This is a genomic window from Kribbella sancticallisti, from assembly GCF_039530625.1.
Classification (GTDB): Bacteria; Actinomycetota; Actinomycetes; order Propionibacteriales; family Kribbellaceae; genus Kribbella; species Kribbella sancticallisti.
Genome location: NZ_BAAAOS010000038.1, coordinates 89,032 through 101,347 on the forward strand (window position 1 = coordinate 89,032; position 12,316 = coordinate 101,347).

Genomic DNA, 12,316 nt, shown 5'->3' on the forward strand with positions numbered 1-12,316 from the left:
CGCGGCGGCGCCCGAGGAGACCCCGGCCCCTCCGGGTCTCCTCGGGCGCTTCGCCATGCCTAAAAGTTGCCTCTAGCAAATAAATCGGCCTTCGTGTTGACACTGAAAGAACATCGTAACTATCGTTCGATGAAGCATATGTTGCATCAAGCGAAGGAAGTGAGAGATGGACGCGGCAACGTGGGGCCTCATCATCGCGACGTTCGTCGCGTGTTTCGTGGAGATGGTGGAAGCCACCACGATCGTGATGGCGATGGGCTACACCCGCAGCTGGAAGTCGGCGCTGCTCGGCACCCTGGCGGCGCTCGGCGCGCTGGCCGTGGTGACGGTGTTCGCCGGCTACGCGCTGGCCACCTGGCTGCCGGAGTCGGCGTTGCAGTTGGCGATCGGCGGACTGCTGCTGGTCTTCGGGCTCCAATGGCTGAGAAAGGCGATCCTGCGGTCATCAGGGCGAAAAGCCGTGCATGACGAGGCGCAGATCTACAAGGACGAGGTCGCGGCCGCCAAGGCCGCGGGGCAGAGCACCGGCAGCGTCGACATGTTCTCCTTCATGGTGTCGTTCAAGGGTGTCTTCCTGGAGGGCATGGAGGTGGTGTTCATCGTGATCACCTTCGGCCTGAACGCGGACAACATCCCCGGCGCGAGCGCCGGTGCGCTGGTCGCCGTCGTGGTGGTGCTGGTGATCGCGATCGCGCTGCGCCGGCCGCTGTCGATGATCAACGAGAACCTGCTGAAGTACGGCGTGGGCCTGCTGCTGGCGTCGTTCGGCACGTACTGGGCGGTGGAGGGCATCGGCATCTTCCGCGGTGACCGCGAGAGCCTCGACTGGCCGGGTCACGACCTGGCGCTGATCGGCCTGCTGCTCGTCTGGCTGCTGCTCAGCCGGATCTTCGTCGCCGTCCTCAAGACCCCCGCGGCTCCGGTCGCGCCGGCCAACGTCCCGGTGGAGGTGAAGAAATGAAGTTCCTGAAGTCCTTCGGCCAGTTCTGGTACGACTTCCTGATCGGTGACGACTGGAAGATCGCCGTCGCCGTGGTGCTCGCGCTCGTCGCGCTGTTCGTGGCGATGAAGGTGGAGTTGTTCGGCGACACCGGCCTGACCCTGCTGGGTGGCGCCGCGATCGTCGTGGCGTTCGCGATCAGCCTCGCGATCGATGTCCGCCCGAAGCGGCAGTGAGGGCCCGAAGCCCTTGTCCTGTTGACATCCGGCCCCGCATGCGACCTCGGTCCATGCGGGGCCGCGGTGCGTCCGAAGACGGCCGCCTGTAGTGAACACAACGCTATTCAAGAATCTCGTAGTATCTGCTACAGTCGTTCAGGAGGTGCCAGCCCAGACGAATCGGAGGATCCAGAAGTGACTGCTGACTCCCGACGACACAGGAGGCTCCGGTGATGCGTGACACTGCCGAGACCGTCCTCGCGCTACTTCCGTCCGACGTCGAGTACGGCGACATCCGGGTGGTCCGGCGGACGCACGAGCAGGTCCTGGTCGAGCTCGACGGTCCGGGCGAGGTGAACTACGACGACTCGCTGGGTCTGGGGCTGCGCGTCGTGATCGGCGGACACTGGGGCTTCGCCGCAACGCACCGGCTGGACCCGAACGGGCTCGACGCCGTCATCGCCCAGGCGGTCGGCCAGGCCCGGGCCGCCGGTGGCGGCGGACACGTCACGATGGGGCAGCCGGTGACCACCCGGGACACCTGGTCCTCGCCGATGCAGGTGGACCCGTTCACCGTTCCGCTGTCCACCAAGCTCGATCTCCTGGCGGCCACCGTCAAGGAGGCCTCGACCGCGGGTCCGCTGGTCCAGCAGATCGAGGCGTCGGTGGACTTCTACCGCGATGAGAAGGTGTTCGCGAACACCGAGGGCGCGCTGATCGAGCAGACGCTGACCGAGAGCGGCGGCGGCCTGATGGTCAACGCCGGCGACGGCAACGACGTCCAGCGCCGCTCCTACCCCCAGGGCGTCCCGCGGCAGATCCGCGGCCAGCGCGGCGACTTCGCCACGGCCGGCTTCGAGCACGTCCTGTCGCTCGGCCTGCCGGAGAACGCGGCCCGGGTCGCCTCGGAGGCGGTCGCGCTGCTGACCGCTCCGCAGTGCCCGGACGAGGTCACCACACTTGTTGCTGGCAGCAACCAGCTGGCGATGGTGCTGCACGAGTGTGCCGGCCACCCGATGGAGGCCGACCGCGCGCTCGGCACCGAGGCCAGCCTGGCCGGCGGCACCTACGCCACCCCCGAGCGGCGCGGCAACTTCCGCTGGGGTTCCCCGATCGTCTCCGCGTACGCCGACGCGACCATTCCCGGCGGACTCGGCTCCTTCGGGTACGACGACGAAGGCGTGCCGGCCCAGCGCACCCAGTTGGTCAAGGACGGCATCTTCCTGGGCTACATGTCCGGGCGCGAGCACGCCGCGGCGCTGGGCGGGGAGCCGACGGGTGCCTCCCGGGCCGACGGCTGGCAGCGGCTGCCGCTGGTCCGGATGACCAACATCTGCCTCGAGCCGGGCGACTCGTCGCTGGCCGAGATGATCGCCGGCACCAAGCGCGGCATCCTGGTGGACACCAACCGGGGCTTCTCCATCGACGACCAGCGGATGTCGTTCCGGTTCCAGACCGAGGTCGGCTGGGAGATCCGCGACGGCAAGGTCGGCCGGCTGCTGAAGAACTGCAGCTACCAGGGCGTGACGCCGCAGTTCTGGGCCGAGTTGGACGCCCTCGGCGGGCCGGACGAGTGGAAGGTGCACGGCGTTCCGTCCTGCAACAAGGGTGAACCGCTGCAGGTAGCCCATGTCGGTCACGGCACGGTTCCGGGCCGCTTCCAGAATGTGCAGGTGGGACGATGAGCATCGACCAGGCCCAGATCGAGCAGGCGCTGAAGATCTTCGGCGAGGGCACCCGGCTCGACGTCCTCGGCGAGAACGCCGACCTGCTGCGCTTCGCCGAGTCCGAGATCACCGCCCAGCACAGCGAACGCCGCCTCCGCGTCCGAGTCCGCATCAGCCGCGACGGCCGAGCCGTCGCCGGCTCCCTGGAAACCCTCGACCCAGAAGCCGTCCGCACCCTCTCCAACCGCCTCTCCGCCGCCCTCTCCGAACTCCCAGCCGCCCCCACGCCCACCGCCGCCTCCGGTGATGCGCCTTCCCCGACCCAACATCCAGCGGGAGCGACATCAGCCACTGGATCCCTATCCGCCGCATCGGCGCCTGCAGTGACCCAAGAAACAAACAACGGTGAGCAGGGCAGTCAGCCTGAGATTGTTCCGGCGAGCTCTGTCCTGGAAGCCGATCCGGCCGTCCGCCACCAGTGGTTCAGCACGGTCCGCGCCGGACTCGACCCGAGCATGAAGCTCGGCGGCGCCATCCGGTATGACGTACTGGACCGCGTGGTCGCCGACTCCACCGGCCTGTTCCGCGCGGAGACCCTCACCAAAGCCTCGATCCAGGCGATCGCCAAGCAGGACGGCCAGTCCGCCAGCGTCAAGCTGCTGCATCGTGACGCCGACCAGATCCCGGTCCACGAGATCCCCGCCCGGTTGCGCGAGGCGCTGACTCCGCTCCCCGTCCGCGAGGCCCACCACGGCACCTGCCGGGTGCTGCTGAAGCCGCAGGCGGTGAACAGCCTGATCGCCACCTACGGCTACGCGGTCCTCGGCGCGAACGCCTACGCCACCGGCCGGTCGGCCGTGTCCGGGCGGCTCGGCGAGAAGGTCGCCAGCGACCTCATCACCCTGGTCGACGATGGCACCGACCTCGACGGCCTCCCCAGCGGATTCGATGCTGAAGGCAACGTTCGCCGCCGGACCACGCTGCTCGACAAGGGCGTGCTCACCGGCGTCGTGTCGGACCAGCGCCGCGCCGCCCTGACCGGTGGCGTGCCGACCGGGCACGCCGTACCGGACGGCTGGCGGTTCGGCGGCGACCCGGTCCCGTCGCACCTGTTGCTGGCGCCCGGCGAGGCGACCGAGGACGAGCTGCTCGCCGAGTGCGGCAGCGGGCTCGTCGTGAACCGGCTCGACTACCTCCGGGTGCTGCACCCCAAGGAGACCCTCGTCACCGGGACGACCCGCGACGCGACGTACTGGGCCGAGGACGGCAAGCTCGTCGCCTGGCATCCGCAGCTGCGGTTCACCTTCCGGATGGTCGACGTGATGAACGCGGTTCTGGCCGTCGGCGCCGTTCGCGAGCGCTGCGACCAGACGTTCATGGAGAGCATCGTCGTCCCGTCCCTGCTGATCGAGGCCGGCCCGCTCGTCCTCCCCTGAACCAGCAGCGCCCCGCGTGACGCGTGCTCATAAACCCGCGCGGGGCGCTGCTGCTCCACCACACCACGACGAGGGGTAGATGACTCCCAAGCTCACCACCCTGCTCAACGGCTACTCACTGAGTACCGATCAGGGAAATCCCGCCTTCTGCTCGATCCACCTGGTCGAGAGCGAGGGCGGGCGAGTGCTGTTCGACTGCGGCCACGCCGGTCGCCGCCGGAAGCTGCTGGAGGCACTGTCCGCTCAGGGTCTCAAGCCGGGGGACATCGACACGGTCGTGCTGTCCCACGGTCACTGGGACCACGTGCAGAACGTCGACTTCTTCCGGCAGGCCCGAGTCCTGCTGCACGCCGACGAGCTGAAGAACCTGGACGCGCCGCCTGCTGAGGATCTCGGCACGCCCCGCTGGGCCAAGGCCGTGCTCGACGGGCTCGATGTCCAGTCGACGGGGGAGGGCGACCTACTCCTGCCGGGTGTTCAGGTACTGGATCTTCCCGGCCACACACCGGGCTCGATCGGCCTTGCGGTGACCGCCGAGTCCGGCATCACCGTGCTGACGGGCGACGCCGTACCGACCGCCGCCGTACTGCGCTCGCGGCGCGCCTCGGGTCGCCCGTACGACGCCGCGAAGGCGGACGCCTCGATCGCCCGCGTCGCGAGCCTGGCCGAGATCGTCTGTCCCGGGCACGACGCGCCGTTCCGGGTGGGCGAGCCACTGGAGTACGTCGTCCGCCCGGAGCCGCTGGTGTTCCGGGGTCGCAGCCGCGCCACATTCGAGGAGACCCCGTGAGCCAGACCGCGAACCAGACCGTGGGGCAGACGTCGAGCCTGATCGAGGAGCCACCGGAGGTCGACCTGGCCACGGCGGCGGAGTTCCTGCGGTCGCAGTACGGGGTCGACGCCGAGTTGCAGTTGCTGCGCAGCGAACGGGACCTGAACTTCCTGGCGACCACCGCCGAAGGGCGCCGGCTGGTCCTGAAGGTGTCCAACTCCGGTGACGATCCCGGTCAGATCGCGATGGAGAGCGCGGCGATGCGACACGTCGCGCTGGTCGATCCCGGCCTGCCGATTCCACGGATCGTCGAGGCCGCCGACGGCGCGCCGGGCGTCGTCCTCAAGGCCGCGGACGGGCGGGTGCACCAGGTCCGGGTGATGACGGTGATGCCGGGCGCGGTCGGCGATCTCGCCGTCCTGCCGGAGTGGTTCGCGGCGGAGTTCGGGGAGGTCTGTGCGCGGCTGACTCGGGCACTGCAGGGCTTCGGCCACCCGGCGGCGGATCGCCGGCTGGACTGGGATCCGCGGCTCGTCACCTCGTTGCGGCCGTTCGCGCAACAGTTGCCCGATCCGGCCCGGCGGGCTCCGATGGAGAAGCTCCTGGATCGCTTCGAAGGGCTGGAAGAGGCGACCCGGCGGCTGCCGGCGTTCGTGCTGCACGGTGACGTCACGTTGAGCAACGTGCTGCTCGCCGCGGACGGGATCTCCGGAGTGATCGACTTCGGCGACATGCACCACACCGCGCGCGTGTCCGATCTCGCGATCAGCCTGACCTCGTTGCTGCGGGAGTCCGCCGATCCGTGGCCCGCCGCGCAGGCGTTCCTCGACGCCTACCAGCGGGTGCTGCCGCTGGAGCCGGAAGAGGTCGAGCTGATCGGTGAGCTGGTGCTCGCCCGACTCGCCGCCAGTGTGCTGATGTCGGCTTGGCGTGCGCCGCTCTATCCGGACAACGAGGAGTATCTGACGAGCTTGGTCGCCGGGAGTTGGCATGGGCTCGACCTGCTGGCCGATCTGGATCCCGCCGAGTTGGCGGAGCGCTTCCACCGGTTGTGCGGGACCTCGCGGGTGAGGTCGTCGCAACAGGCTGACTCCACGCTCGCGCAGCGCCGTAGTACGGCGTTGGGTGGGCGGAAGCTGTCGCCGCTGTTCTACCGCGAGCCGCTGCAGGTGGTCCGTGGGTCCGGAGCCTGGGTCCACACCGCTGACGGCCGGCAGTATCTCGATGCCTACAACAACGTTCCGGTCGTCGGCCACGCGCATCCCGCGGTGGTGCAGGCGATCTCGCGGCAGGCCGCGCTGCTGAACATCAACTCGCGCTACCTGCATCCGCACGCGGTCGAGCTGGCCGAGCGCCTGACCGCGTCGATGCCGGCCGGCCTGGACACCTGCATCCTCGTGAACTCCGGGAGCGAAGCCAACGATCTGGCCTGGCGGATGGCCAAACTGGTCACCGGCCGGACGGGTGCCGTCGTCGCGGACCTTGCCTACCACGGAGTCAGCGAGGCGACCGCGGCCTGGTCGACGAACACCTACCCGGCGTCGGACCGCCCGGAGCACATCGCGACTTTCGAGGCGCCGCGGACCGGCCCGAACGGGCAGCAGCCGGATGCTCTGGCTGCAGCCGAGCGGGTTCGCCTTGCCCGCCTCGAATTGCGCGCGTCCGAGCATGATCTCGCCCTGCTGGCGGTGGACAGCGTGTTCAGCAGCGCCGGCATTCTCACCCCGGTCGACGGGTTCATGCAGGGACTGCAGGACGAGGCTCGCGCGGTCGGCGGGCTGTTCCTGGCGGACGAAGTACAGGCTGGTTTCGGGCGGGGTGGGCGCAACCTCTGGCGGTTCAGCGACTTCGGGCTGACGCCGGACTTTGTCACGCTCGGCAAGCCGATGGGCAACGGCCATCCCATCGCCGCGCTGATCACCCGGCGGGAGATCGCCGAGCAGTTCGCCGCGGTGGACGAGTTCTTCAGCACGTTCGCCGGCAATCCGGTCTCGTGTGTCGCGGCGCTGACCGTGCTGGACGTGATCGAGCAGACCGGCCTGGTCGAGAACTCGGGCCGGATCGGTGCCTCGTTGGCAGCCGGGCTGGCTCCTCTCGCGGCGGATTTGCACCCGGCGGCCGAGGTACGCGGCCAGGGCCTCATGGCCGGTGTCGCACTTCCCCCGGACGCTCCGCTGACTGCGGCCGAACTCGCTGAACGCCTGCGCGACCAAGGCGTGCTCGTCGGGACCACCGGCCCCGGCGGCAGCGTCCTCAAAATCCGCCCGCCGTTGATCTGGCAGCAGGAGCACGTGAACCACTTCCTCGATGCCTTCGCTGCACTAGCCTGAGGTCCGTGCGCGAACTCGTTGTCCTTGGCACCAGTAGTCAGGTGGCGTCGCGGGAGCGCAACCAGAACGGCTACTTCCTGCGCTGGGACTCCGACGGTTTCCTCTTCGATCCGGGGGAGGGGACCCAACGGCAGATGCTGTACGCCGGGGTCCCGGCCGGCGCGATCACCCGGTTGTGTGTCACGCATTTCCACGGCGACCACTGCCTCGGAGTACCGGGGGTGATCCAGCGGCTGTCGCTCGACAAGGTGCAGCATCCCGTGCACGCGCACTACCCGGAGTCGGGCCAGGAGTACTTCACCAGGCTCCGGTACGCCGCGTCGTACTTCGAGCGGGCCACGGTGCTCGAGGAGCCGATCGAGGAAGACGGCCTGCTCTCGGTCGGACCGTTCGGCCAACTCTGGGCCAGGCGGCTGGAGCACCCGGTCGATTCGTACGGGTATCAGTTGATCGAGCCCGACGGCAGGCGGATGCTGCCGGACCGGCTGGCGCAGTACGGGGTGGTCGGGCCGGACGTGGGCCGTCTGCAGCAGGCCGGGTCGCTCGTCGTCGACGGGCGCACGGTCACGATCGACGAGGTGAGCGAGCCGCGACCGGGTCAGCGGTTCGCTTTCGTGATGGACACCCGGCTGTGCGAGGGCGTGTTCCGGCTGGCCGACCAGGCGGACCTGCTGGTGATCGAGTCGACGTACCTGTCGTCCGAGCGGTCCCTCGCCACGAACTTCGGCCACCTGACCGCCCGGCAGGCGGCTCGGGTCGCGCAGGAATGCGACGTCCGCAAACTCGTCCTCACCCACTTCTCCCAGCGCTACACCGACCCGGCCCCCTTCCACGAGGAGGCCGCGGAAGAATTCTCCGGCGAGATCGTCGTCGCTGCCGACCTGATGAGGATCTCGGTCCCTGCTCGCCGCTGATTTTGTTCATCCCGGGAACAACTGGGTACATGGTAGTTGTTGTGTGAAGTAACTACCCGCGTGAGCAAGGAGTTTCGATGCTGTACGGACAGGAACACGTCAAGCGCTACGAGGAGACGGACGGCGCGGAGGGCTACCTGTTCGGCCCACTCGACGCCGAGATCCTCATCCTCACCACGGTCGGCCGCAAGTCGGGTCTGGAGCGCAAGAACGCGCTGATCTTCCGTGAGGTGGACGGCGCCTACGCGATCGTCTCCTCCGACGGCGGCGCCGCCGCGCACCCCGGCTGGCACTTCAACCTCGAGGCCGACCCGAACGTCAAGGTTCAGATCAAGGCCGACCGCTTCGCCGCCCGCGCCCGCGTCGCCACCGACGAGGAACGCGCCCGCATCTGGCCGCTGATGACCGAGGTCTGGCCCGACTACGACAACTACACCAAGAAGACGGACCGGCAGATCCCGATCGTCCTCCTCGAACGCCAGTAGGTTCTCCCCACCCGGCTCCTCCCGTCGTGGAGGAGCCGGGTGCGGTCTGTTCACCGCACGGTGCGGAAGAACTCGCGGATGTCGGTGGTCAGGATCTCCGGCTCCTCGAGGGCCGCGAAGTGGCCGCCGCGGTCAACGTCGGTCCAGCGCGCGATGGTGTTCTCCTGCTCGGTGTAGCGGCGGATGCCGACGTCGTGGGCGAAGACGAGCGCGGCGGTCGGCACCCCGGAGTTCTCCTTGGTCGCGCCCCACGCGGGGTCCTGGGCATACCCGACGGAAGCCGCCGAGCCGGCCGTGCCGGTGAGCCAGTAGATCATCACGTTGGTGAGCAACCGGTCCCTGTCGATGATCGCGTCCGGCAACGTCGTGCGGGGATGCGTCCACTCGCGGAACCTCTCCATGATCCAGGCGAGTTGCCCGACCGGCGAGTCCACCAGTCCGTAGGCGAGCGTCTGCGGCCGCGTCGACTGGATCGCGATGTAGCCGAACTCCTCCCGCATGAACGCCTGGACCCTGGCCACCCGGTCCTGCTCCAACGGAGTCAGGGAGGCCAACTCGTCCTCGGACATCTGCATCGGCGGGATCGGGCCGGGCCCGTTCAGGTGCACCCCGACGACGTTCTCGCGAGCCGCCCGCGCCACCTCCGGGGAGATGCTCGCGCCCTTGTCGCCACCCTGTACGCCGTACCGGTCGTAGCCGAGGCGGTTCATCAGTTCCGCCCAGGTCCGGCCGATCCGGGCCGCGTCCCAGCCGTTCTCGTGCACCGGCCCGGAGAACCCGAACCCCGGCAGCGACGGAATCACCAGGTGGAAGGCGTCCGCCGGGTCCCCGCCGTACGACGCCGGGTCGCTCAGCGGCCCGATCACGTCCAGGAACTCCACGATGGACCCCGGCCAGCCGTGCGTCAGCATCAGCGGCAACGCCCCCGGCTCGGGCGACTTCACGTGCAGGAAGTGGATCTGCTGCCCGTCGATCTCGGTCGTGTACTGCGGGAAGTCGTTCAACTGCTTCTCAGCGGCCCGCCAGTCATAGCCGCTCCGCCAGTACTCGACGATCTCGCGAAGCCAGGCGACCGGTACTCCGGAGTCCCAGCCGTCGCCGGGGAGTGCGGCGGGGAACCGCGCGTTGTCGAGTCGGCTCTGGAGGTCGTCGAGGGTGCTCTGCGGGATGTCGATGACGAATGGCTTGATCATGGGGATGACTCTGTCACCTGGTTAGGACAGCTTCAGTCCTAGCTGGATGACAGACTTGTGAGCATGTTGGAAACCTCCGCACGCCTCCTCAAACTGCTCTCGCTGCTGCAGTCACCTCGCGACTGGAGTGGCACCGCGCTCGCCGAGGAGTTGGACGTCGGAGTGCGGACCGTCCGCCGCGACGTCGACAAACTCCGCAACCTCGGCTACCCGGTCGACGCGGTGGCGGGCGTCGCCGGCTACCGGCTCGGTGCCGGCGCTGCTCTGCCGCCGCTGCTGCTCGACGACGACGAAGCGGTCGCCGTCGCGATCGGGCTGCGGGCGGCCGCGATGGGTGGGATCACCGGGATCGAGGAGTCGTCGGTCCGCGCGCTCACGAAACTCGAGCAAGTGCTGCCGTCACGCCTGCGGCACCGGATCAGGCTGTTGCAGTCGGTCGCGGTGACGCCGACAGTCGGCGCCGCCGTCGCTCCCGATGTCGTGATGGCGGTCGCCACCGCCTGCCGAGATCACCAACGACTCCGCTTCGACTACCGGAGCCATAGCGGCGCCTCAACAGTCCGTACTACCGAACCGCACCGCCTTATCCACACCGGGCGGCGGTGGTATCTGGTCGCCTGGGACTTGGACCGAGAGGACTGGCGCACGTTCCGCCTGGACCGACTGGAGCCCCGAATCCCTACCGGTCCCCGCTTCACCCCGAGGGACGCGCCCGAGCTCGACGAGACGACGCGAGGGGTAGCGTCGGCCGCCTACCGCTACCAGGCCCGCTTCGTCCTGCAGGCTCCGGCCGAGGTGATCGCCGACCGGATCGGCAGCACGATCGGCACGGTCGAACCCATCGACGCCGGCTCCTGCGTGCTCGCCACCGGCTCGAACTCGCTGGACGAACTGCTCCTCTATGTCGGCCTGCTCGGCCACCCGTTCACGATCGAGTCCCCGCCCGAACTGATCGACCACACCCGCACGCTGACCGATCGCCTCACGGCCGCGGCGCGGGCTTGATGTTCTGGTTCAGGTGGAAGACGTTGGCCGGGTCCCAGGTGGTCTTCAGGGCGATCAGGCGGGCGAGCTTGGCGGGGGAGAAGGCCCGGCTGACGTTCTCGCCGTTCAGGGTGTTGAGGTAGGCGCCGCCGGCGTACGGCTCGAGGGTGGCGGCGTACGCGCGGAGGGTGGCGATGCGGTCGGAGTCGTCGTCGGCGTCCTCCCAGCGGGTGGCGGTGACGAACTCGAAGAGGGTGTCGCGCTGGCTGAACGCCGCGTCCTCGTCCGGTACGTCGGAGATCGCGCCGCCGTAGGCCTGCAGGCTCGCGCCGACCCCGGGGTTCCGCAGCAGTGCGCGGATGGCGTCGTCGGGCAACGACTTGAAGTAGTGGCCCTTCCAGTAGCGCCGGTAGCGGTGGCCCTGGACGTTGTCGTCGCGGGTCTGCAGGGTCGGGTAGGACAGCTCTTCGATGCTCTCGGCAACTACCGTGCCCAGGGCGCGGAAGGCGGTCAGCAGATCCGCGCCGTCGGCGGGATCGCCGACCCAGACGAACCCGACGCAGACCTCCTCGCCGCGCACGCTCGCGGTGAAAGTCGCCTGCCGTGGGGCCGTGGTGTTCAGCTCGCGCCAGCCCTTGAGTACTGCGAAGCCTTCCTCGTACGGATAGGTGAACTCGGCAACGAGCGTCCGCGTCCCGACCTCGTGCAGGCGGAACTCGAAGGACGTGACGATCCCGAAGTTCCCACCGCCGCCCCGCAGTCCCCAGAACAGCTCGGGGTTCTCCGTGGAACTGGCGCGGACCACCTCGCCGTCGGCGGTGACCAGTTCGTACGAGACGACGTTGTCGCAGGCGAGCCCGTACTGCCTGGCCAGCCATCCCATCCCGCCGCCGAGGGTGAGACCGCCGACGCCGGTGTGCGAGACGTTCCCGGCCGTGGTCGCCAGGCCGTGCTCCTGCGCCGCCCGATCCAGCTCGCCCAGCAGAGCGCCGCCCTGGACCCATGCGAGTTTCTGCTCAGGATCGACCCGTACTTCGCTCATCGGCGTGAGGTCGATCATCAGGCCGCCGTCGGGTACGGCGTGGCCGGCGATGCTTGACCGCCGCAGCGGACACCGATCTCGAGTCCGTGCTCGCGGGCGTAGCGCACGGCGGTGGCGACTTCGGTGGTGCTTCGGCACTTGGCGATCACCGCGGGGCGGCGGTCCACCATCGCGTTCCAGACGCTGCGCGCCTCGTCGTATCCGGCGTCTCCGTCCTTCAGCAGGGTCAGGTTCCGGGTTTGGGTCTGCGGCTGGGTCTGCGGCTGGTTCTCGGTGGTGGTCATGGCGGGCTCCTTTGCTGGAAAGTTCCTGTGCTCACCACCCTGACAGCGAAG

12 protein-coding genes are annotated in these 12,316 nt (G+C 68.9%); 9 read left to right on the plus strand and 3 right to left on the minus strand.

The window, feature by feature from the left end; all coding sequences use genetic code 11:
* Nucleotides 1-166 precede the first annotated feature (166 nt).
* The 8 genes from ABD255_RS26445 to ABD255_RS26480 all read left to right on the plus strand — a co-directional run bounded on the left by ABD255_RS26445 (nt 167) and on the right by ABD255_RS26480 (nt 8,762).
* A complete protein-coding gene (locus ABD255_RS26445; RefSeq protein ID WP_344218568.1) occupies nt 167-961 on the plus strand; it encodes a COG4280 domain-containing protein in 795 nt (264 codons plus the stop codon).
* Complete coding sequence (locus tag ABD255_RS26450) at nt 958-1,176, plus strand: hypothetical protein (protein WP_344218570.1); 219 nt, start codon at nt 958-960, stop codon at nt 1,174-1,176. Before ABD255_RS26445 ends, ABD255_RS26450 begins: the two co-directional genes overlap by 4 nt.
* 215 nt (nt 1,177-1,391) lie before the next feature.
* Entirely contained in the window at nt 1,392-2,843 is a 1,452-nt protein-coding gene (locus ABD255_RS26455; protein WP_344218572.1) for a TldD/PmbA family protein, read from the plus strand.
* Nucleotides 2,840-4,261 (plus strand): metallopeptidase TldD-related protein, encoded by a 1,422-nt coding sequence (locus ABD255_RS26460; protein WP_344218574.1) that lies wholly within the window; start codon nt 2,840-2,842, stop codon nt 4,259-4,261. Before ABD255_RS26455 ends, ABD255_RS26460 begins: the two co-directional genes overlap by 4 nt.
* A gap of 79 nt (nt 4,262-4,340) precedes the next feature.
* On the plus strand, nt 4,341-5,051 hold the full coding sequence (locus ABD255_RS26465; RefSeq protein ID WP_344218576.1) for an MBL fold metallo-hydrolase: 711 nt from the start codon (nt 4,341-4,343) through the stop codon (nt 5,049-5,051).
* Nucleotides 5,048-7,363 (plus strand): aminotransferase class III-fold pyridoxal phosphate-dependent enzyme, encoded by a 2,316-nt coding sequence (locus ABD255_RS26470; RefSeq protein WP_344218578.1) that lies wholly within the window; start codon nt 5,048-5,050, stop codon nt 7,361-7,363. Before ABD255_RS26465 ends, ABD255_RS26470 begins: the two co-directional genes overlap by 4 nt.
* A 5-nt stretch (nt 7,364-7,368) precedes the next feature.
* Complete coding sequence (locus ABD255_RS26475) at nt 7,369-8,277, plus strand: ribonuclease Z (protein WP_344218580.1); 909 nt, start codon at nt 7,369-7,371, stop codon at nt 8,275-8,277.
* Nucleotides 8,278-8,354: 77 nt separating this feature from the next.
* Nucleotides 8,355-8,762 (plus strand): nitroreductase family deazaflavin-dependent oxidoreductase, encoded by a 408-nt coding sequence (locus tag ABD255_RS26480; RefSeq protein WP_344218582.1) that lies wholly within the window; start codon nt 8,355-8,357, stop codon nt 8,760-8,762.
* A 50-nt stretch (nt 8,763-8,812) separates the two neighbouring features.
* On the opposite strand, the gene ABD255_RS26485 is transcribed toward ABD255_RS26480, so the two are convergent.
* A complete protein-coding gene (locus ABD255_RS26485) occupies nt 8,813-9,955 on the minus strand; it encodes an epoxide hydrolase family protein (RefSeq protein ID WP_344218583.1) in 1,143 nt (380 codons plus the stop codon).
* A gap of 63 nt (nt 9,956-10,018) precedes the next feature.
* Between ABD255_RS26485 and ABD255_RS26490 the strand changes: the two genes are divergently transcribed.
* Nucleotides 10,019-10,960 carry a helix-turn-helix transcriptional regulator gene (locus ABD255_RS26490; RefSeq protein ID WP_344218585.1) on the plus strand — a complete coding sequence of 314 codons (942 nt, stop codon included), beginning with the start codon at nt 10,019-10,021 and terminating at the stop codon, nt 10,958-10,960.
* Here ABD255_RS26490 and ABD255_RS26495 read toward each other — a convergent pair.
* Together ABD255_RS26495 and ABD255_RS26500 are read right to left on the minus strand one after the other, a co-directional pair.
* The gene (locus ABD255_RS26495) at nt 10,938-11,999 is read right to left on the minus strand and encodes an FAD-binding oxidoreductase (RefSeq protein WP_344218587.1); all 1,062 of its coding nucleotides are present in this window, start codon (nt 11,997-11,999) and stop codon (nt 10,938-10,940) included. The two genes, ABD255_RS26490 and ABD255_RS26495, sit on opposite strands and share 23 nt — an antisense overlap.
* On the minus strand, nt 11,999-12,265 hold the full coding sequence (locus ABD255_RS26500) for a hypothetical protein (protein WP_344218589.1): 267 nt from the start codon (nt 12,263-12,265) through the stop codon (nt 11,999-12,001). The genes ABD255_RS26495 and ABD255_RS26500 overlap by 1 nt, the downstream gene beginning before the upstream one ends.
* Nucleotides 12,266-12,316: the final 51 nt, after the last annotated feature.